At 68.9% G+C, this 20,705-nt stretch carries 16 protein-coding genes; 9 read left to right on the forward strand and 7 right to left on the reverse strand.

Annotated elements, in window-relative coordinates:
• Nucleotides 1-193: 193 nt before the first annotated feature.
• Nucleotides 194-1,699 carry an AMP nucleosidase gene (locus AC1Q9M_RS12455; protein ID WP_382154071.1) on the reverse strand — a complete coding sequence of 502 codons (1,506 nt, stop codon included), beginning with the start codon at nt 1,697-1,699 and terminating at the stop codon, nt 194-196.
• Nucleotides 1,700-1,760: 61 nt separating this feature from the next.
• Between AC1Q9M_RS12455 and AC1Q9M_RS12460 the strand changes: the two genes are divergently transcribed.
• Nucleotides 1,761-3,041, forward strand: a complete 1,281-nt coding sequence (locus tag AC1Q9M_RS12460) for an MgtC/SapB family protein (RefSeq protein WP_382321974.1) — start codon at nt 1,761-1,763, stop codon at nt 3,039-3,041.
• Nucleotides 3,042-3,047: 6 nt separating this feature from the next.
• On the opposite strand, the gene gorA is transcribed toward AC1Q9M_RS12460, so the two are convergent.
• Together gorA and AC1Q9M_RS12470 are read right to left on the reverse strand one after the other, a co-directional pair.
• Nucleotides 3,048-4,448 carry a glutathione-disulfide reductase gene (gene gorA, locus AC1Q9M_RS12465; protein WP_382321972.1) on the reverse strand — a complete coding sequence of 467 codons (1,401 nt, stop codon included), beginning with the start codon at nt 4,446-4,448 and terminating at the stop codon, nt 3,048-3,050.
• Nucleotides 4,445-5,350 carry a LysR family transcriptional regulator gene (locus AC1Q9M_RS12470; protein ID WP_382321970.1) on the reverse strand — a complete coding sequence of 302 codons (906 nt, stop codon included), beginning with the start codon at nt 5,348-5,350 and terminating at the stop codon, nt 4,445-4,447. The genes gorA and AC1Q9M_RS12470 overlap by 4 nt, the downstream gene beginning before the upstream one ends.
• 103 nt (nt 5,351-5,453) lie before the next feature.
• Between AC1Q9M_RS12470 and AC1Q9M_RS12475 the strand changes: the two genes are divergently transcribed.
• Entirely contained in the window at nt 5,454-6,077 is a 624-nt protein-coding gene (locus tag AC1Q9M_RS12475) for a glutathione S-transferase family protein (RefSeq protein WP_382321968.1), read from the forward strand.
• Entirely contained in the window at nt 6,074-6,961 is an 888-nt protein-coding gene (locus AC1Q9M_RS12480) for a pyridoxamine 5'-phosphate oxidase family protein (RefSeq protein ID WP_382321966.1), read from the forward strand. Before AC1Q9M_RS12475 ends, AC1Q9M_RS12480 begins: the two co-directional genes overlap by 4 nt.
• On the opposite strand, the gene AC1Q9M_RS12485 is transcribed toward AC1Q9M_RS12480, so the two are convergent.
• The gene (locus AC1Q9M_RS12485; protein ID WP_382328200.1) at nt 6,955-7,806 is read right to left on the reverse strand and encodes a 3-hydroxybutyryl-CoA dehydrogenase; all 852 of its coding nucleotides are present in this window, start codon (nt 7,804-7,806) and stop codon (nt 6,955-6,957) included. The genes AC1Q9M_RS12480 and AC1Q9M_RS12485 overlap by 7 nt on opposite strands.
• Before the next feature lie 155 nt (nt 7,807-7,961).
• Between AC1Q9M_RS12485 and AC1Q9M_RS12490 the strand changes: the two genes are divergently transcribed.
• The gene (locus AC1Q9M_RS12490; protein ID WP_382321964.1) at nt 7,962-9,680 is read left to right on the forward strand and encodes a GMC family oxidoreductase; all 1,719 of its coding nucleotides are present in this window, start codon (nt 7,962-7,964) and stop codon (nt 9,678-9,680) included.
• Nucleotides 9,681-9,813: 133 nt separating this feature from the next.
• Nucleotides 9,814-10,113, forward strand: coding sequence for an antibiotic biosynthesis monooxygenase family protein (locus tag AC1Q9M_RS12495; RefSeq protein ID WP_382321962.1), 300 nt, complete (start codon nt 9,814-9,816; stop codon nt 10,111-10,113).
• Nucleotides 10,114-10,162: 49 nt separating this feature from the next.
• Here AC1Q9M_RS12495 and rocF read toward each other — a convergent pair whose 3' ends face one another.
• Nucleotides 10,163-11,080, reverse strand: coding sequence for an arginase (rocF, locus tag AC1Q9M_RS12500; protein ID WP_382154090.1), 918 nt, complete (start codon nt 11,078-11,080; stop codon nt 10,163-10,165).
• Nucleotides 11,081-11,582: 502 nt separating this feature from the next.
• Entirely contained in the window at nt 11,583-11,738 is a 156-nt protein-coding gene (locus tag AC1Q9M_RS12505; RefSeq protein WP_492434068.1) for a hypothetical protein, read from the reverse strand.
• Between the two features lie 41 nt (nt 11,739-11,779).
• Here AC1Q9M_RS12505 and AC1Q9M_RS12510 point away from each other — a divergent pair, with 41 nt between their 5' ends.
• The 4 genes from AC1Q9M_RS12510 to AC1Q9M_RS12525 all read left to right on the forward strand — a co-directional run bounded on the left by AC1Q9M_RS12510 (nt 11,780) and on the right by AC1Q9M_RS12525 (nt 17,372).
• Nucleotides 11,780-12,859 carry a right-handed parallel beta-helix repeat-containing protein gene (locus AC1Q9M_RS12510; RefSeq protein WP_492434070.1) on the forward strand — a complete coding sequence of 360 codons (1,080 nt, stop codon included), beginning with the start codon at nt 11,780-11,782 and terminating at the stop codon, nt 12,857-12,859.
• An 86-nt stretch (nt 12,860-12,945) separates the two neighbouring features.
• Nucleotides 12,946-14,544 (forward strand): right-handed parallel beta-helix repeat-containing protein, encoded by a 1,599-nt coding sequence (locus AC1Q9M_RS12515; RefSeq protein WP_492434072.1) that lies wholly within the window; start codon nt 12,946-12,948, stop codon nt 14,542-14,544.
• Between the two features lie 325 nt (nt 14,545-14,869).
• Nucleotides 14,870-16,189: a right-handed parallel beta-helix repeat-containing protein gene (locus tag AC1Q9M_RS12520; RefSeq protein ID WP_492434074.1), complete on the forward strand. Its 1,320-nt coding sequence runs from the start codon at nt 14,870-14,872 to the stop codon at nt 16,187-16,189.
• 97 nt (nt 16,190-16,286) lie between these two features.
• Nucleotides 16,287-17,372: a DUF6352 family protein gene (locus AC1Q9M_RS12525; protein ID WP_382321957.1), complete on the forward strand. Its 1,086-nt coding sequence runs from the start codon at nt 16,287-16,289 to the stop codon at nt 17,370-17,372.
• Nucleotides 17,373-17,396: 24 nt separating this feature from the next.
• On the opposite strand, the gene icmF is transcribed toward AC1Q9M_RS12525, so the two are convergent.
• On the reverse strand, nt 17,397-20,690 hold the full coding sequence (gene icmF / locus AC1Q9M_RS12530) for a fused isobutyryl-CoA mutase/GTPase IcmF (protein WP_444687438.1): 3,294 nt from the start codon (nt 20,688-20,690) through the stop codon (nt 17,397-17,399).
• Nucleotides 20,691-20,705 lie beyond the last annotated feature (15 nt).

Genomic DNA, 20,705 nt, shown 5'->3' on the forward strand with positions numbered 1-20,705 from the left:
AGGATGTCGATGGCGCGGATGCCGATGCGCAGGTGCTGGTCCACGCGCTCGCGGTAGAAGTGGTTGGCCATGCCGGGATTCGCCGGACCTGATGCGGGTCGTGCGCTTCACGCTGGAGCGGTTGGGCAGCACCGACCGCAAGGAAACCGTGGAGCTGGTGCGCGCCGGCCGGGGCTGAGGCCGGCGCCCCGGCTCACTGGAACGCGACTTCCGCGAAGCTGCGCAGCTTGCGGCTGTGCAGCTGGTCCGTGCCGCCGGCGCGCAGGATGTCGATGGCGCGGATGCCGATGCGCAGGTGCTGGTCCACGCGCTCGCGGTAGAAGTGGTTGGCCATGCCGGGCAGCTTGATCTCGCCGTGCAGCGGCTTGTCGCTCACGCACAGCAGGGTGCCGTAGGGCACGCGGAAGCGGAAGCCATTGGCCGCGATGGTGGCGCTCTCCATGTCCAGCGCCACCGCGCGCGACTGCGAGAAGCGGCGTTGCGGCATGTTGTCGGGCAGCAGCTCCCAGTTGCGGTTGTCGGTGCTGGCCACGGTGCCGGTGCGCATGATGCGCTTGAGCTCGGCCGGCGGCACGCCGGTCACGTCGGCCACGGCGGCTTCGAGCGCGAGCTGGATCTCCGCCAGCGCGGGGATCGGCACCCACAGCGGGAGCTCTTCGTCCAGCACGTGGTCTTCGCGCACGTAGGCGTGGGCCAGCACGTAGTCGCCCAGCTGCTGGCTGGTGCGCAGGCCGGCGCAGTGGCCGAGCATGAGCCAGGCATGCGGGCGCAGCACGGCGATGTGGTCGGTGATGGTCTTGGCGTTGGCCGGGCCCACGCCGATGTTGACCATGGTGATGCCGCTGCGGTCTTCGCGCAGCAGGTGGTAGCCCGGCATCTGCGGCAGGCGCGGCGGTGCGCTGCCGAGTTCGTCGCCGTTCTCGGCGGCCAGGCCGGTGCGGCGCATCACCACGTTGCCCGGTTCGACGAAGGCCACGTACTCGCTGTCGGGGTCGGCCATCTCGGCGCGGCCGAGCTTGATGAACTCGTCGATGTAGAACTGGTAGTTGGTGAACATCACGAAGTTCTGGAACCACTCGGGCGCGGTGCCGGTGTAGTGGCGCAGGCGCTGCAGCGAATAGTCCACCCGGGGCGCGGTGAACAGCGAGAGCGGGTGCGCCTCGCCTGCGCGGGGCTCGTGCGTGCCGTTGGCGATGCCGTCGTCCATGGCGGTGAGGTCGGGCAGGTCGAACACGTCGCGCATGAGCGCGCGGCGCATCACGTCCATGCTGCCTTCCACGTGGTCGTGTTCGGCGAACGAGAAGTGGATGGGGATGGGCTGCGTGCTGGTACCCACCTCCAGCTCACCGCCGTGGTTGGCCAGCAGCAGGCGGAACTGCTCCAGGTAGTAGTCGCTGTACAGGTCGGGCCGGGTCAGGGTGGTTTCGTAGCGCCCGGGGCCGGCCACGAAGCCATAGCTCAGGCGGCTCAGCGGCTGGCCGATGGTGCTGTCCTGGCGCAGCACGCTGTGGGTGTGCAAGCGCACGTAGGGGTAACACGCCCGCACATGGGTCTGCGTGAAATCGCCGCCGGCGACGAAATCGCGCATGGCCTGGCGCAGGAATTCCACGTTGTCCTGGTAGATGCGCTGCACCTGGGCCAGCGCCTCGGCCGGGTCCTTGAAAACGAGCGGTGCGGTGTAGGCAGGTGTTTTTTGCATGCGCTATTGTGGCGCGCCGTTGCTTGGCACCGCAGGACGGCCGAAACTGGAGGAAAACCGCATGTTGCCCATCACCCTGCCCGAATGGACCACCGCCGCCGCCCCGCTGGCGGCCGCGCTGGGCTGCGGGTTGCTGATCGGTGTCGAGCGCGAGCGCCGCAAGGGCGAGGGCCCGGCGCGGGCCTTTGCCGGCCTGCGCACTTTCGCGCTGGTGTGTGTGAGCGGCGCGCTGGCCGCGCTCCTGGGGCACACGGGTCTGGTGCTGATCGGCGCGGCGTTCGTGGCGGCGCTGGGTGTGGTGGCCTATGCGCGCGACCGGTCCGAGGACCCGGGTGCGACCACCGAAGTGGCGCTGCTGCTGACCTACCTGATCGGCGTGGTGTGCGTCTGGCAACTGCCGCTGGCGGCCGCCATGGCCGCCGGGCTGACGGCGCTGCTGGCCGCGCGCGAGCGGCTGCACCATTTCGTGACCGAGTGGCTGCGCCCGGCGGAGATTCGCGACGGCATCGTGCTGGCCGCGCTGGTGCTCGTGGCGCTGCCGCTGATGCCGAACCGGCCCTTGTGGGGGCCGGTGCTCAATCCGGCCACCATCGTGCAGTTGTTGGCGCTGCTGCTGGCGGTCCAGTCGCTGGCCCACCTGTGCCGGAGGCTGCTGCAGGCGCGGCAGGCGGTGGCGTTCTCGGCCTTCGCCTCCGGCTTTGTCTCCAGCACGGCGACCATCGCCACGCTGGGCATGGGCGTGCGCCAGCAGGGCGGCGAGGCCCGTCTGATGGCCGGTGGGGGCTTGTTGTCGTGTGTGCCCACCTTGCTGCAGATGTTGCTGGTGGCGGTGGCGGTCCGCCCGACCTGGCTCCCGGGTTTGTGGTTGCCGGCGTTGGCGGGCGCGCTGCTGGCCGCCTTGTGGGGCGGGTGGCTGGTGCGCGGGGCGCCCATGGAAATGGGCGGCGCGATGGGGTCGTCGCCGCACACCGAGGGCCTGGGAGGGCCGCAGGGCGATCGGATGTTCAGCCTTTGGGGCGCCATGGCCATTGCGGCCTTGCTCGCGGGCATCCAGGTCCTGGTGCATGCGCTGGACCTCTGGCTGGGCGAGGCCGGCGTGTTGGCCGGGACCTTGCTCGCCTCGCTCGTCGACCTGCACTCGGCGCTGGCGGCGGTCTTCGCGTCCGGCGGGCCGCCTGCGGAGGGCGTGCCGTGGGCGGTGATGCTGGCACTGGGCGTGCACGCCCTGAGCAAGAGCGTCACCGCCGTCCTGAGCGGCGGGGCTCGCTACGCGGCGTGGCTGGTGCCCGGGTTGCTGGCGCACACCGCCGTGTGCATGGCCTTGCTGGCCGTGCTTCGCTGAGCCTGTTCAGGCCTTGACGGGTTCGCGCATGGTCACGAACTCTTCCGCCGCCGTCGGGTGAATGCCGATGGTGCTGTCGAACACCGCCTTGGTGGCGCCGGCCTTGAGCGCCACCGCAAAACCCTGCACGATCTCGCCCGCTTCGGCGCCCACCATGTGCAGGCCCACCACGCGGTCGCTTTTCGTGTCCACCACCAGCTTCATGAGCGTGCGCTCGCTGCTGCCCGAGAGCGTGTGCTTGAGCGCCTTGAACTCGCTGCGAAAGATGGTCACGTCGCCATGCCGCTTGCGCGCGTCCGCCTCGCTCAGGCCCACGGTGCCGATGCTGGGGTGGGTGAAGACGGCGGTGGGAACGAAGTCGTAGGCCATGCTGCGCGGCGGCTTGCCCGCGGCGGGGCCGAAGAGCTGGTCCACCACCACCATGGCCTCGCCCAGCGCCACGGGGGTGAGCTGGAGGCGGCTGGTGACGTCGCCCACGGCGAAGATGGAGGGCACGTTGGTGCGGTACTGCTCGTCGACGATGACCTCGCCGCCCTTGCCCTGGGCCACGCCCACCGCGTCCAGGCCCAGGCCCCCTACCGTGGGCACGCGGCCGGTGGCGTACAGCACGGCATCGGCCATCACCTCGCCGCCGCCCTGGAGCTTCACCTGCAGGCCGTCGGGGGTCTTCACGATGGCGGCCACGTCCGCGCCCAGCCGCAGGTCCACGCCCGACTTGATCATCTCGTTGGCCACGAAGTGGCGGATCTCGTCGTCGAAGCCGCGCAGGATCTGCTCGCCCCGGTAGAGCTGGGTCACCTTCGCGCCCAGGCCGTTGAAGATGGAGGCGAACTCGCTGGCGATGTAGCCACCGCCCACGATCAGCAGGCGCTGGGGAAAGGGCTCGAGGTCGAAGATGGCGTTGGAGTCGATGACGTGCTCGCGGCCTTCGATGTCGGGCACGCTGGGTTTGCCGCCCGTGGCGATGAGGATGTGCTTCGCCGTCACGCGTTTTTCGCCGGCCTCGCCATGGAGCTTGAGCACCACGGCCTGTGGGCCGTCGATGCGCGCGAAGGCATCGAACACGGTCACGCCCGAGCCGGTCAGCAGGTTGCCGTAGATGCCGTTGAGGCGGCTGATCTCTTTGGCGCGGTTGGCCTTGAGCGTGGCCCAGTTGAAACGGGGCTTGTCCAGCTCCCAGCCGAAGCCGTGCGATTCCTCGAAGGCTTCGGCATAGTGCGCCGCGTAGCTGTAGAGCTTCTTGGGGATGCAGCCCACGTTCACGCAGGTGCCGCCCAGGCCGTCGGTGCCCAGCATTTCGGCCAGCGCCACGCGCGCGCCGCGCTGCGCGGCCATGCGGGCGGCGCGCACGCCGCCGCTGCCGCCGCCGATCACGAAGAGGTCAAAGTCGAAAGAGGAAGTGCTCATGGTGGGGGGTGTCCGGGCTCGAAGCCTTTGAGTTCCTGTCGGATGAAATCGATGAAAGCCCGCGTGCGCGTGGGCAACAGGCGGGCATGGGGGTAGACGACGTGGATCGGGCGCGGCGCGTCCGCGAAGTCGTCCAGCACGGTTTCCAGCGCGCCGGATTGCAGCAAGGGCGCCACCTGGTAGGAGAGGAACTGGCCGAAACCCGCGCCGTCCGCGCAGGCCTGCACCGCCGGGGCAATGTGATTGAACTCCAGGTTGCCACCGACGGTGAGTTTGAAGGTCTTGCTGCCTTCCTGGAAACGCCCCCAATGGGGTGCGTAGCCCACCAGGCGCACGCAGTTGGCCTTGAGCAGGTCGTTGGGGTGCTGCGGGCGGCCGTGTTCCCGCAGGAAAGCGGGGCTGGCCACGATCACGCGGCGGATCTCGCCCAGCGGCAGGGCGACCAGGCTGGAGTCTTCCAGGTGCGCGATGCGGATGCCGACGTCGACCCCTTCTTCCAGCAGGTTCACCACCCGGTCCATCAGCATCACGCGGCAATGCACCTGAGGGTGGCGCCGCACGAAACGCGTGACGACGGGGGCCACGTGCATCTGGCCGAACAGCACCGGGGCGGTGATGGTGAGCTGGCCGGTGGGTTCGGTGGCATCGTCCTTCAGCGCGGCCTCGGCGTCGTCCACCGCCGCCAGGAGCTGGCGGCAGCTCTCAAGGTGGCGCCGGCCTTCTTCGGTGAGCGAGATGCGGCGCGTGGTGCGGTTGAACAGGCGCACCCCCAGCTCGGCCTCGTAGGCCGCGAGCGAGCGCACCACGGCCGGCAGCGAGGCGCCCAGCGCCCAGGCCGCCGCGGTGAGGCTGCCGGCGTCGGCGATCTGCACGAAGGTGACCATGGCGCGGAACTTGTCCATGCGCCATTAAACCGATTTGTGGAGCAGTCTTGTGCGTGCAGGGGTATTTGTGAATGCGCTTGCAAGAAAGAAGATGGCGCCTTTCCTCTTTCAGGAGCGATCCATGGCACCTTCCATCCAGCTGCACCGAAGCGCCATCTCCGGCCACTGCCACCGCGTCGAGTTGTTTCTCTCGCTGCTCGGCTTGCCGTTCGAGACGGTCGAGATCGACCTGCCGCAGAAGCAGCAGAAGTCCGCCGCCTTCCTGGCGCTGAACCCCCTGGGTCAGGTGCCGGTGCTGCGCGACGGCGACCTCATCCTGAGCGACTCGAACGCCATCCTGGTGTACCTCGAAGCCCGTTACGCGCCGGGCCAGTGGCTGCCGCGCGATCCGGTGGGCGCGGCCCGCGTGCAGCGCTGGCTCTCGTTGGCCGCCGGCCCGCTGGCGTCCGGACCGGCCGCCGCGCGCGTGGTGCAGCTCTTCGGGCTGCCCACCGACCCGGCGGAGGCGATCGCTCGTGCGCAAGCCCTGTTCGAGTTCATGGAAGGCGCACTGGGGCGCACGCCGTTTCTGGTCGGCGAGCGCGCCACGCTGGCCGACCTGGCGCACTACGCCTACGTGGCCCGGGCGCCCGAAGGCCTGGTGTCGCTGCAGCCGTATCCGGCCATCCGCGCCTGGCTGGCGCGCATCGAGGCCCTGCCGGGCTTCGTGCCGATGGTGACCTCGCCAGTGGGGTTGGCGGCATGAGCGCCGCCTTTCACACCGGTGAACAGGCGATGCAGGCGCGCGCCGGTGTGCAGGCGCAGATGGCGCAGATCGGCCCGCGCGTGTTGCGCGATCACATGCCCGACCAGCACCGCGAGTTCTTCGGCCTGTTGCCCTTCGTGCTGGTGGGCAGCGTAGACCCGTCGGGCCAGCCCTGGGCCAGCGTGCTCGCGGGCGCGCCGGGCTTCATGCAATCGCCCGACCCCACGCACCTGCACATCGGTGCGCGGCCCCTGCCGCACGACCCGCTGAACACCACGCTGCGCGATGGCGCTGCCCTGGGTCTGCTCGGCATTCAACCGCACACGCGCCGGCGCAACCGCATGAACGGCACGGCGCGGCTGCAGGACGGCGGTGTCACGGTCGAGGTCGGTCAGAGCTTTGGCAATTGCCCGAAGTACATCCAGGCGCGGGAGCCGGTGTGGGTACCCGGCGCACCTGCGGGGCAGATCGCTTTCGAAGGCCCGGGCCTGGACGAGGCGTCGCGCGGGCTGATCCGCGCCGCCGACACCTTCTTCATCGCCACCGCCCACCCCCAGGCGTCTGCGGGCGGCGAGCGCAGCCATGGGGTCGACGTGTCGCACCGGGGCGGCCCGCCGGGGTTCGTGAACGTGGCCGGCGAGGTGCTGACCGTGCCCGACTACCTGGGCAACCACTTCTTCAACACGCTGGGCAACATCGCCCTGCACCCGGCGGCGGGCCTGCTGTTCGTGGACTTCGAGCGGGGCGACCTGCTGTATCTCGCGGTGCAGGCGAAGGTGGTGTGGGACGGCAGCCTGCGCCTGCTGCGCATGCAGGTGACCCACGCGCGGCGGGTGCAGGGGGCCTTGCCGCTGCGCTGGGCGGCCCCCGGCGACGCTCAGTAGGTGTAGACGCCGCGCCCGGTCTTGCGGCCCAGGTAGCCGGCGGCCACCATTTCCTTGAGCAGCGGGGCGGGGCGGTACTTGCCGTCGTTGAACTCGGCCATGTAGACGTTCATCACGGCCAGGCACACGTCCAGGCCGATCATGTCGGCCAGGGCCAGCGGGCCGATGGGCTGGTTGGTGCCCAGCTTCATGCCGGCGTCGATGTCCTCCGCCGTGGCGATGCCTTCGGCCAGCACGAAGAAGGCCTCGTTGATCATGGGCACGAGGATGCGGTTGACCACGAAGCCGGGCGCGTTCTTCACCGTGATGGGCGACTTGCCCAGGGCCTCGGCCAGCGCCTTCACCGCGTCGTGCGTGGCGTCGCTGGTTTGCAGGCCGCGGATGATCTCCACCAGCGCCATCATGGGCACCGGGTTGAAGAAGTGCATGCCGATGAAGCGGTCGGGCCGCTGGGTGGCGGCGGCCAGCTTGGTGATGCTGATCGAGCTGGTGTTGGTGGCCACGATCACCTCGGGCGCGAGCAGGCCGTCGAGCTGCTGCAGGATCTTGACCTTCAGGCCTTCGTTCTCGGTGGCGGCCTCGATCACGAGCTGCGCGCCCTTGAGGTCTTCGTAGTTCGTCGAACCCTTGATCAGGGCGAGCGCCTGGTCCTTGTCGGCAGCGGTGATCTTCTCTTTCTTGATCAGCCGGTCCAGGCTGCCAGCCACCGTGGCCAGGCCCTTGTCGACCGCGGCCTGCGCGATGTCGACCATGACCACGCGGATGCCGCGCGTGGCGCAGGCCTGTGCGATGCCGTTGCCCATGGTGCCCGAGCCGATGATGCCGACCGTGTTGATGCTGTTCATGAAGACGCTGCTCCTGTTCAAAAATCCGTGAAAACCCGGCGTCGCCGGCGTGTCTTTCCTAGGCGGTGCTGCCTAACCGGGCGCGAGGCCCTGTGCTACCTTGGCCTTTGATTGTCGCGCACGCCTTGCATGGCGCTGACCACCACGGAGACACCATGTTCGACTACATCATCGTTGGCGGCGGATCGGCCGGCTGCGTGCTGGCCTCCCGCCTCAGCGAAGACCCCGGCACCCGGGTGGCCCTGCTGGAGGCCGGCCCGCCCGACAGCAGCGTGCTCATCCACTGCCCGGCGGGCCTGGCGCTGCTGGCGAAGAACGGCCAGGCCAACTGGGGCCTGCAGACCGTGCCCCAGCCCGGTCTGAACGGCCGGCGTGGTTACCAGCCGCGCGGCAAGGTGCTGGGAGGCTCGAGCTCGGTCAACGCCATGATCTACGCGCGCGGCCACGCCAGCGACTACGACGGCTGGGCCGCGCTGGGCAACCCGGGCTGGTCGTTCCAGGAGGTCCTGCCGTACTTCAAGCGCGCCGAGCACAACGAGCGCGGTGCCGACGCCTGGCACGGCCAGGGTGGGCCGCTCAATGTGATGGATCTGCGCAGCCCCAATGCCTTTCTGCCCGCTTTCGTCGAAGCCGGCGCGCAGGCGGGCTATCCGCTCAACACCGACTTCAACGGCCCCGAGCAGGAGGGCATCGGCGCCTACCAGGTCACGCACAAGAACGGCGAGCGTCACAGCGCGGCCAAGGCCTACCTCACGCCGCACCTGGCGCGGCCCAACCTGCAGGTGATCACGAACGCGCTCACCACCCGCGTGGTGACCGACACCGAAGACGGTGGCACGGTGCGCGCGGCGGGCGTGGAGTACCGGGGCAACGGCGGGCGCGGTCCGCTGCAGATCCTGCGGCTCAAGGACGGCGGCGAGGTGGTGCTGAGCTCGGGCGCCTTCGGCTCGCCGCAGTTGCTCATGCTCTCGGGCATCGGCCCGGCCGCGCATTTGCGCGAACACGGCATCACCCCGGTGCACGACCTACCGGGCGTGGGCCAGAACCTGCACGACCACGTGGACGTGGTGATGGTGGTCAACGCGCCGAAGGTCAAGGACCTGTTCGGCCTCTCGCTCACCGGCGTGGCGCGCGCGGTGCGCGGCATCTTCGAATGGCGGCGCCAGCGCAGCGGCATGCTGACCACCAACTTCGCCGAAGCGGGCGGCTTCATCAAGAGCGCGCCCGAAGAGCCCATTCCCGACCTGCAGCTGCACTTCGTGGTCGGCAAGCTGGTGGACCATGGCCGCAAGACGGTGTTCGGCCACGGTTACTCGTGCCACGTGTGCCTGCTGCGCCCCAAGAGCCGCGGCAGCCTGCGCCTGGCCAGCGCCGACCCGCAGGCCGCGCCGCTGATCGACCCCGCCTTTCTGCAGGACAGCGACGACACCGCGCGCCTGGTGCGGGGCTTCAAGCGCATGCGCGCGCTGCTGCAGCAACCCGCACTCACGCGCCATGGTGGCACCGAGTCGGCCTCGTCGGCCCAGGCGCAGAGCGACACGCAGATCGAACAATTCATCCGCGGTCATGCCGACACCATCTACCACCCCGTGGGCACCTGCCGCATGGGGCCGGATGGCGCGCCGGGGGGCTTGGACGTGGTGGATGCGCGCCTGCGCGTGCACGGCGTGGCGGGCCTGCGCGTGGTGGACGCGTCGGTGATGCCCAGCGTGGTGGGGGGCAACACCAATGCCCCGGTGATCATGATGGCGGAGAAGGCGGTCGATATGATGAGAGCCGATCGTCCCCCCCGCGCCGCGCCTGACGGCGCGTCACCCCCCGAAAGGGCAACCGCAGTGGCCCGGCAAAGCCGGTTCCACGCGGTTCCCGGTTAACCTTGCTTCTCCGATCCACCACTCTCCTCCGGCGCGCACGCACGTCATCCAGGATGCCGCGGAACTGGCTTTGCCAGGCCGCAGGCATCGCCCCCTGGGGGGTGACGCGAGGCGGCGCGGGGGACTCCACAAGATGATTCTCGAGCACGCCGACATCCGCATCGACCCCCTGAAGAGCGCAGCCTTTGAAGAGGCCATTCTTCGTGGGGTGAGCACCGTCATCGCCCATTCGAAGGGCTTCAAGGGCTACCAGGTCCAGCGCAGCATCGAGACCCCCGGGCGCTACCTGTTGCTGATCCAGTGGGAGACGCTGGAAGACCACACCGTGGCCTTCCGGGGCTCCGATGCCTTCCCGCAGTGGCGCGCCATCGTCGGGCCGTTTTTCGCCCAGCCTCCGGTCGTCGAGCACTTCGAAGTGGTTGGCAAGAGCTGATGGCTGCTTGCCCTCGCGGGCAGCCTTTGGTTGTAATTGAGTTACAACTTTAGTTTTTGCGCATCAGGGTGGACTTGCCGAACAGGCTTTCGATCAGGTCCACCGCCAGCTCGGCGGTGCGGTTGCGCACATCGAGCGCGGGGTTGAGCTCCATCACGTCGAGCGAGCACAGCCGGCCGGTGTCCGCGATCATCTCCATGCACAGCTGCGCCTCGCGGTAGGTCGGGCCGCCGAGCACGGTGGTGCCCACGCCGGGCGCGATCTCCGGGTCGAGAAAGTCCACGTCGAAGCTCACGTGCAGGTGGGTCTGCTCGTCCACGCCCATCAGCGCCTGCTCCATGGTGTGGCGCATGCCCATCTCGTCGATGTAGCGCATGTCGAACACCTCCAGGCCGGCTTGGTGCACCAGGCGCTTCTCGCCCGCGTCCACGCTGCGGATGCCGATCTGCCGCACCACGCCGGCGTCGATGGCCGGCGTGGTGCCGCCGATGCCCGTGAGTTCGGGCGGGCCCATGCCGCAGAGCAGCGCCACCGGCATGCCGTGGATGTTGCCGCTGGGCGTGAGCGCGGCGGTGTTGAAGTCGGCGTGGGCGTCGAGCCAGAGCACGCGCAACTTCTTGCGCGCCTCGCGGCAGTGGCGCGCCACCGCGCTGATCGAGCCCAGGCCCAGACAGTGGTCACCGCCGAGCACGATGGGCAGGCGGCCCAGCGCAAGTTCGGCGTGCACGGCCTCATGAAGGCTCTGGTTCCAGGCCACCACTTCACCCAGGTGGCGGTAGCCGTCGGTGGGCGGCAACCAGGGATTGGCCGGACCGCCGAGGTTGCCGCGGTCGGCGACGCTCAGGCCCTGGCCTTCGAGCACCGTGGCCAGGCCCGCGACGCGCAAGGCCTCGGGGCCCATGGAGGCACCGCGGGCACCGGCGCCGATGTCGGTCGGCACCCCGATGAGGCTGAGGTTTTTTTGCATGGCGGTATTGTGAGTCGGTGAATCCCGAGTGTGACGGCCTTCGGGCTGGTTTCAAAACGTATGGCGTGTTACCAGCCACCGGTCGGCGGGCGGACATTGCACACACGCCCTCCACCGGGCACCTCTTTTCGGGCGGGGAATTTTGTTACCAACCCACACCTTTCGTGCCGGACTCCAAGCCGTTGGGAAGCTGATACTCCGTTCGCGCTGAGCGGGTCTCCGCCCATCGTGGTGATTTATCTCACGTTCCTGGCCTGTCCGACACTGCAGCGCAGTGTGACCTGGAACCCTTTCCCGATCGCCCCTGCCGCCGCCCTCGTGTGAGCGTCAAGGTGTTTTTGTGCCGCCGATATGAACCCGACTCCGATTCCGACCCCGACGCCCTGGATGGAGGGCCCTTCGACCCGCAGGTCGCTGCCCTTGCTGGCCGCGCTGTTCGCGGCCACGCTCACCGCCTGCGGTGGTGGGGGCGGCGGAGGGGCGGCCACGGGTGGTGGCACGGTCAACGAACCGGTGGCCGGGGCACCAGCGCCGAGCCCGGCTCCTTCGCCAGCACCTCGCCCTTCGCCAGCGCCAAGCCCTGCTCCTGCTCCTGCTCCTGCGCCAGCTCCTGCGCCAGCTCCTGCGCCAGCTCCAGCCCCCGCACCGGCACCGGCACCGGCCCCCTCGGCCACCGCCTGCGATGCCGCCACCGGCCGCGTGTTGCAGGTCGGACCGGGCAAGGCCTACGCCATGCCCAGCGCCGCGGCGGCTGCGGCGCAGTCGGGTGACGTGATCAAGATCACCGCCGGCGACTACCGGGGCGACGTCGCTTCCTGGACCGTCAACAACCTGACCATCTGCGGCGTGGGTGGCAAGGCCCGCCTGTTCGCCAACGGCAACAACGCCCGTGGCAAGGGCCTGTGGGTGGTCACCGGCTCGAACATCACCATCGACAGCGTCGAGTTCCGCGACACCACGGTGCCCGATCAGAACGGTGCCGGCATCCGCGCCGAACACGGGGGCGACCTGCGCATCATCAACAGCGGCTTCTACGACAACCAGAACGGCATCCTGGCCAACGCGGGTTCGTCGACCATCACCATCGAAGGCTCCGAGTTCGCGCGCAACGGCCTGGGCGATGGCTACACGCACAACATCTACGTCAACCAGATCAACCGGCTGACGGTGAGCCGCAGCTACTTCCATGAAGCCAAGGTGGGCCACAACCTCAAGAGCCGGGCCCGGGAGACGGTGATCGAGAACAGCTACTTCATGGACGGCCCCACGGGCACGTCGAGCTACCTCGCCGACTTCCCGAACGGCGGCCGCGTCTACCTGCGCGGCAACCTGTTCCACAAGGGGCCGCAGGCGAGCAACCCGAATGCCATTTCCTACGGTGCGGAGGGCCTGTCGAACCCGACCAACACCTTCGAGGCCGTGCACAACACCGTGGCCATCACCCGCTCGGGCGGCGCCTTCCTGGCCATCGCCAGCGGCACCTCGTCGGTCACGCTCGCGGCCAACCTGTTTGCCGGCACGGGCAGTCCGTCGCTGATCACGGGCGGCTACGCCGCCGGCAACGCGGCGCAGTCGAACAACGTGACCTCCGTGGCCAGCAACATCCCGGGCGCCAGCAGCATCGCCAGCCCGAACTTCTGGCCCAACGCGGCGCTGCAGGCCCTGATCGGCCTGTCGGTGGTGCCGGACTCGAATTACACGCGCGATGCGCCCACGCCCTATGCCTCGCGGGCGATCTCGGGCAGCCGCAAGGCGGGCGCACTGCAGTCATCCCCATAAACCGCCGGACCGCCAGGCAGGAGGGCACGGAAGACCCGTGTTCAGGAGGCGGCCGTTCTTTCTTCAGCTCTCAGGTGATTCTTCCCATGTCCCAACTCGATTCCCTCTCCCGTCCGGCTTCGCACGCCGGTGTGTTGGCCGCCTGTGCGGTCATGTTCTCGATGGTGGCCGCCACAGCCCCGGCCCAGGCTCAGACGGCCTCCGCGACCTGGACCAAGGTCGCCAACGAAGGCAAGATTTTCTGGTTCTCCGGCACGAAGAACGTGCGTTATGGCACCGGCACCCGCTGGGCCTACAAGACGGTCCGCACGGCCGGCATGTGCACCGCCAGCTATTTCGGCAGCGATCCCGCCAAGGGCGCGACCAAGACTTGTGAAGTGATGGCCGCTGCCGCGCCAGCCCCGGCGCCTGCACCCGCGCCGGCTCCCGCCCCGGCGCCTTCACCCGCACCAGCCCCCGCTCCTGCGCCGGCCCCTGCTCCCGCACCGGCACCCGCGCCAGCCCCTGCGCCGGCTCCCGCGCCTGCACCGGCGCCAGCCCCTGCTCCCGCACCCGCGCCGGCACCCGCTCCCTCGGGCACGGCCTGCGACACGGCCACCGGCCGCGTGCTGCAGGTGGGCCCGGGCAAGACCTACAGCGTGCCGAGCGCCGCCGCCGCCGTGGCGCAGGCCGGTGACGTGATCAAGATCACCGCCGGCGACTACCGCGGTGACGCGGCGACCTGGAAGGCCAGCAACCTCACCATCTGCGGCGTGGGCGGCAAGGCCCGCCTGTTCGCCGATGGGAAAAACGTGCAGGGCAAGGGCCTGTGGGTGGTCTCCAGCCCCAACATCACGATCGACAACATCGAGTTCCGCAACGCCACCGTGCCCGACCAGAACGGCGCCGGCATCCGCGTGGAACCCGGCGTCAACCTGACGGTGCGCAACAGCGGCTTCTTCGACAACGAGAACGGCATCCTGGCCGCGGCCGGCGCGACCACGATCACGATCGACCGCTCCGAGTTCGGCCGCAACGGCCGGGGCGATGGCTACACGCACAACATCTACGTGAACCAGATCAACCGCATCGCGGTGACCTCCAGCTACTTCCACGAAGCCAAGATCGGCCACAACTTCAAGAGCCGGGCGAAGGAGTCGGTGATCGAGAACAGCTACTTCATGGACGGCGCCACCGGCACGTCGAGCTACCTGGCCGACTTCCCCAACGGCGGCAAGGTGGTGCTGAAGGGCAACATGTTCCACAAGGGCCCGAACGCGGACAACCCCAACGCCATCTCCTACGGCGCCGAGGGCCTGTCCAACCCGAGCAACACCTTCGAGGCCGTGCACAACACGGTGGTCATCACCCGCTCGGGCGGCGCCTTCCTGGCTATCGCCAACGGCACCAGCTCGGTCAAGCTCACGGCCAACCTGTTCGCCGGCACGGGCAGCCCCGCACTGATCACCGGCGGGTACGCCGCCGGCAGCGCGGTGCAGTCGAACAACGTGACCTCGGTGGCCAGCAACATCCCGGGCGCGTCCAACGTCGCCACCCCGAACTTCTGGCCCAACGCGACGCTGCAGTCCCTGATTGCCCTGTCCGTGGTGCCCGACGCCAGCTACACCCGCGACGCGCCCGCGCCCTACGTACTGCGCGCGATCTCGGGCAGCCGCAAGGCCGGCGCGCTGCAGTCCGCGCCCTGAGCCCGGTCCGCGCACCGCTTCCCAGGCCCGCCTCGCGCGGGCCTTTTTCATGCATCAAAGCGTATGAGCTGTTACGGCCGAAGCCGCGCCCAGCGGGGCTGCGGGGCAGGGCGGCGAATCTCGGTTACATAAAAACACGTTCTGTGGCAGGCGATCCGGTGCCAGCGGCCACACTGGCGACCATTTCCCGGTCCTGGCGCGGGGCAGGGCGCTGAGCGGCGATACTCCACCCCGCACCCTTGTCTTCGATGGATCCGGACCCCTTCATCAGAACGCGGACGATTGGCCTGCCTGGCCGGTGTCTGTTTTTCTTCCGTTGCCTATCTTGAACATCCAACCCACTCCGCACCTGAGCGCCCCTGCTCGCCGCCTGTCCTCTTCCCTCGTTGTTCCCGGCTTCGCGCTGTTGCTGGCCGCCACCTTGAGCGCCTGTGGTGGCGGTGGTGGCGGAGGGGGCGGCGGCGGTAGTGGCGACAGCCCGTCGGGCGGTGGTGGCGGAGGGGGCGGCAGCGCCACGCCATCGCCGGCGCCCCCCGTGTCGGCCGGCGCGTCTTGCGACACCGCACCGGGCCGCGTGCTTCAGGTGGGCCCTGGCAAGACCTACGCCATGCCCAGCGCGGCGGCCGCGGTGGCGCAGGCCGGCGATGTGATCAAGATCGCGGGCGGCGACTACCGGGGCGACGTCGCTTCCTGGACCGCCAACAACCTCACCATCTGCGGCGTGGGCAGCCGCGCGCGCCTGTTCGCCAACGGCAACAACGCCCGGGGCAAGGGCCTGTGGGTGGTGTCGGGCGCGAACATCACCATCGACAACATCGAGTTCCGCGACACCACGGTGCCCGACCAGAACGGCGCCGGCATCCGCGCCGAGCACACGGGCGACCTGCGCATCCTCAACAGCGGCTTCTACGACAACCAGAACGGCATCCTCGCCAACGCCGGTTCGGCCACCATCACCATTGAAAGTTCGGAGTTCGCGCGCAACGGCCTGGGCGATGGCTACACGCACAACATCTACGTCAACCAGATCGACCGGCTGACGGTGAACTCCAGCTATTTCCACGAGGCCAAGGTCGGCCACAACCTCAAGAGCCGGGCGCGCGAGTCCATCATCCAGAACAGCTACTTCATGGACGGGCCCAGCGGCAATTCCAGCTACCTGGCCGATTTCCCCAACGGCGGCCGCGTGGTCCTGAAGGGCAACTTGTTCCAGAAGGGCCCGAACGCGCAGAACAACAACGCGATCGCCTATGGCATGGAGGGCCTGTCGAACCCCAACACCTCGCTGGAGATGGTGCACAACACCGTCGCCATCACCCGTTCGGGCGGCGCCTACCTGTCCGTGGCCGGCGGCGCCTCGGTCGCGCTCACGGCCAACCTGTTCGTGGGGACCGGCAACCAGTCCTTGTTCGCCAGCAGCTTCTCCAACTTGACGCAGTCGAACAACGTGAACTCGGTGGCCACCAACATCCCGGGCGCAAGCAACATCAGCAGCCCCAACTTCTGGCCGAATGCCACGCTGCAGGCTCTGATCGGCCTGGCGGGCGTGCCGGATGCGACCTACACGCGCGATGCGCCCGCGCCCTACGCCTCGCGGGCGATCACGGGCAGCCGCAAAGCCGGCGCCTTGCAGGCCGCACCCTGAACCCGCGGCGCCCCGGCGCCGCCGCAGGTGAACGACAATGCGTTCACCCCTCGACTCCCAACCCGCCACGCGCCCCCGCGCGCAGCGGGTTTTCTTCATGTCCGACGCCTCTTCACTCCCCATCTGGTCGTCCTGCGGCCACGAACTGCTCAACCGCGATGCGCGCGGCTGGCTGAGCCCCACCGACGGCTACTGGCGGCTCTGGCTCCAGCGCCCGGAACTCGCGCTGGTTGAGGAATCCTGTGCAGCCGAGCGCGCGCTGCACGCTGCCTTGATGGCCGCGCCCACGCGCGCCGTGACGGCAGCCGAGCTGGACGCCTTCGAGGACGACGACGCGCGCGCCAACCACCGCCTGTTCCTGGACTTCCGGGACGCGGTGATCGCCGCCGGCTCGCTCGAAGCCGCCTACGCCGGCTTCTTCCAGGCCGGCGCCATCCAGATCCCGCCGCTGTTCCTGGACCTGGTGGTGCAGGCCCTGGTGTGCCGCCTGCTGGAGGACGAGCCCGACGCCTGGGCCTGGCGCGCGGCCGAGATGCTGTTTCGCCGCCAGCGCGTGAGCGTGCAGGACGGCCGCGTGCTCAGCGGCGACAGCGAGGTGCTGGACCTGCTCAATGAAACCGGTGGCCTGGGCGAGCTGGGGCGCCTGCTGGTGCAGGGCGGCGCGGCCCTGCCGGCCACGCAGATCGAGGTGCTGGGCGACGACAACGCGCCGCGTTACCTGCGCAGCCGGGAGGGGGCTGGGCGCTTCAACTTCGTGCTCGACCTCACGCACGAAATCCAGAACGAATTGCCGCATGGGCTCACGCTCACCATGGCACGCTCCCGCTCGGGTCTGAAGGCGCTGGCCTCGGTGCTGGAGAAGTGGGTGCGCCATTTCCACGGCGTGGCCGTGAAGATCCAGCCCGAGTCACGGGTGGAAGACCCGTCCTGGCGCTGGCATGTGGGGCTGGATGTGGCCTCGACCGCGCTGCTCAACGACCTCTACCTGGGCAACGAGGTGGACCCCGAGCGCCAGCGCCGGCTGATCAGCCTGTTCCGGCTGAGCTTCGCCGACCCGCAGGACATGCGTGCCGACGTGCGCGGCAAGCCGGTCTACCTGGGCCTGGCCATGGGGCCCGATGGCCTGCTCAAGCTCAAGCCGCAGAACCTGCTGCTCAACCTGCCGCTGGCGAACCCGATGTGAACCTGGGGCCGCGAGGCCCGAGGCTCACATGTTGCGGCGGTACTGCCCACCCACCTCGAACAGCGCGCTGGTAATCTGGCCGAGCGAGCACACGCGAACCGCGTCCATCAGCACCTCGAACACGTTGCCGTTCTCGATCACGGCCTGGCGCAGGCGCTGCAGCATGGCGGGCGACTCGTGGGCATGGCGCGCGTGGAAGTCGGCCAGGCGCTTGAGCTGGTTCTGCTTCTCGTCGTCGGTCGAGCGCGCGAGCTCCAGCGTCTCGGGCGTGAGGTCGCCGTGCGGGTTGCGGAAGGTGTTCACGCCCACGATCGGGTACTCGCCGGTGTGCTTGAGCATCTCGTAGTGCATGGACTCGTCCTGGATCTTGCCGCGCTGGTAGCCGGTCTCCATCGCGCCCAGCACGCCGCCGCGTTCGGCGATCTTCTCGAACTCCTGCAGCACGGCCTCTTCCACCAGCTCGGTGAGCTCGTCGATGATGAAGGCGCCCTGGTTGGGGTTTTCGTTCTTGGCCAGGCCCCACTCGCGGTTGATGATGAGCTGGATCGCCATCGCGCGGCGCACCGAGTCTTCGGTGGGGGTGGTGATGGCCTCGTCGAAGGCGTTGGTGTGCAGGCTGTTGCAGTTGTCGTAGATCGCGATCAGCGCCTGCAGCGTGGTGCGGATGTCGTTGAACTGGATCTCCTGCGCGTGCAGGGAGCGGCCGCTGGTCTGCACGTGGTACTTCAGCTTCTGGCTGCGCTCGTTCGCGCCGTAGCGGTCGCGCATCGAGGTGGCCCAGATGCGGCGCGCCACGCGGCCGAGCACGGTGTACTCCGGGTCCATGCCGTTGCTGAAGAAGAAGCTCAGGTTGGGCGCGAAGTCGTCGATGTGCATGCCGCGCGCCAGGTAGGCCTCCACGAAGGTGAAGCCGTTGGAGAGCGTGAAGGCGAGCTGGCTGATGGGGTTGGCGCCGGCCTCGGCGATGTGGTACCCGCTGATGGACACCGAGTAGAAGTTGCGCACGTCGTGGTGCACGAAGTACTCGGCGATGTCGCCCATCACCTTGAGCGAGAACTCGGTCGAGAAGATGCAGGTGTTCTGGCCCTGGTCTTCTTTCAGGATGTCGGCCTGCACCGTGCCGCGCACGTTGGCCAGCACCCATTCACGGATCTTGGCGGCCTCGGTGGCGGTGGGCTGGCGCCCGTTCTCGGTTTCGAACTTCTCCAGGTTCTGGTCGATTGCGGTGTTCATGAACATCGCCAGGATGCTGGGCGCCGGGCCGTTGATGGTCATGGAGACCGAGGTGGCCGGGTGGCAGAGGTCGAAGCCGCCGTAGAGCACCTTCATGTCCTCGAGCGTGGCGATGCTCACGCCGGAGTTGCCCACCTTGCCGTAGATGTCGGGGCGCGGGTCGGGGTCGTTGCCGTAGAGCGTGACCGAGTCGAAGGCGGTGGACAGGCGCTTGGCGGCCATGCCTTCGGAGAGCAGCTTGAAGCGGCGGTTGGTGCGGAAGGCGTCGCCTTCGCCGGCGAACATGCGCGTGGGGTCCTCGCCCTCGCGCTTGAAGGCGAAGGTGCCGGCGGTGTAGGGGAAGCTGCCGGGCACGTTGTCCAACATCAGCCACTTCAGGATCTCGCCGTGGTCCTCGTACTTGGGCAGCGCGACCTTGCGGATGGTGGTGCCCGACAGGCTCTTGGTGGTGAGCGCGGTGCGGATCTCCTTGTCGCGGATCTTCACCACGTACTCATCGCCCGCGTAGGCCTTCTGCATGTCGGGCCACTGGGCGAGCAGCTTGCGCGCGGCCGGATCCTGGTCGAGTTCGCGCAATTGAGCGAGGTCGATCACCGCCTCGGCGGCGCGCGCGCGTTCGGGCTTGTCCTTGCGCAGCATGGCCGCGCTGGCGTTGAGCTGCTGGATCTCGCGCGCCAGGCGCGACTGCTCGATCGCCTTCTTCTTGTAGCCGCGCACCGTGTCGCTGATTTCGGCCAGGTAACGCGTGCGCGCGGGCGGCACGATGGGCGTCTGGTTGGTGCTGTGTCGCACCTTCACGGGGGGCAGCCGGCCCTCCTGCAACGGAAGGCCGAGGTCGCCCAGACGGACTTTCAGGGCCTGGTACAGCGCGGTCACCCCGTCGTCGTTGAAGCGCGCGGCCATGGTGCCGAACACCGGCATCTGGTCGGGCGGCGTGCTCCAGGCTTCCTGGTTGCGTTGCACCTGCTTGGCCACGTCGCGCAGGGCATCGAGCGCACCCTTGCGGTCGAACTTGTTGATGGCCACGAAGGCGGCGAAGTCCAGCATGTCGATTTTCTCGAGCTGGCTGGCCGCGCCGAACTCGGGCGTCATCACGTACATGGGCAGGTCCACGTGCGGCACGATGGCCGCGTCGCCCTGGCCGATGCCGGAGGTCTCGACCACGATCAGGTCGAAGCCCGCGCACTTGCAGGCCGCGATCACGTCGGGCAGGGCGGCGCTGATCTCGCTGCCGAAGTCGCGCGTGGCCAGCGAGCGCATGTAGACGCGCGGGCCCTGGCCCCAGGGGTTGATGGCGTTCATGCGGATGCGGTCGCCCAGCAGCGCGCCGCCGCTCTTGCGGCGCGAGGGGTCGATGGAGATCACGGCCACGCGCAGGCGGTCGTCCTGGTCCAGCCGCAGGCGGCGGATGAGTTCGTCGGTCAGCGAGGACTTGCCCGCGCCGCCCGTGCCGGTGATGCCGAGCACCGGCACCTTCCTGGTCTGGGCCTGCTCGCGCAGGGCGGAGACGATGGCCGCGTCCGCGCTGCCGTTCTCCAGCACCGTGATGAGCTGGGCCAGCACGCGCCAGTTCATCTCGCCCTGGCCCTCGATGGCTGCCAGCGCCTTGGGCGCGTAGGGGCTGAGGTCGCGGTCGCAGCGCATCACCATCTCGCCGATCATCCCGGCCAGGCCCATCTTCTGGCCGTCTTCGGGGCTGTAGATGCGCGTCACACCGTAGTCCTGCAGCTCGCGGATCTCGGCCGGCACGATCACGCCGCCGCCGCCGCCGAACACCTGGATGTGCTCGCCGCCCCGGCTCTTGAGCAGGTCCACCATGTACTTGAAGTACTCCACATGGCCGCCCTGGTAGGAGCTGATGGCGATGCCTTGCGCGTCTTCCTGCAGCGCGGCGGTGACCACCTCGTCCACCGAGCGGTTGTGGCCCAGGTGGATCACCTCGGCGCCCATGCCCTGCAGGATGCGCCGCATGATGTTGATGGCGGCGTCGTGCCCGTCGAACAGGCTGGCGGCGGTGACGAAACGCACCTTGTGCGTGGGGCGGTAGTTGGCCAGTGCCTGGTACTCGGCGGCGAGGTTGCTCATGGTGTCTCTCTCTGG

The sequence above is a fragment of the Hydrogenophaga sp. GW823-FHT04C09 genome (genome assembly GCF_058796355.1).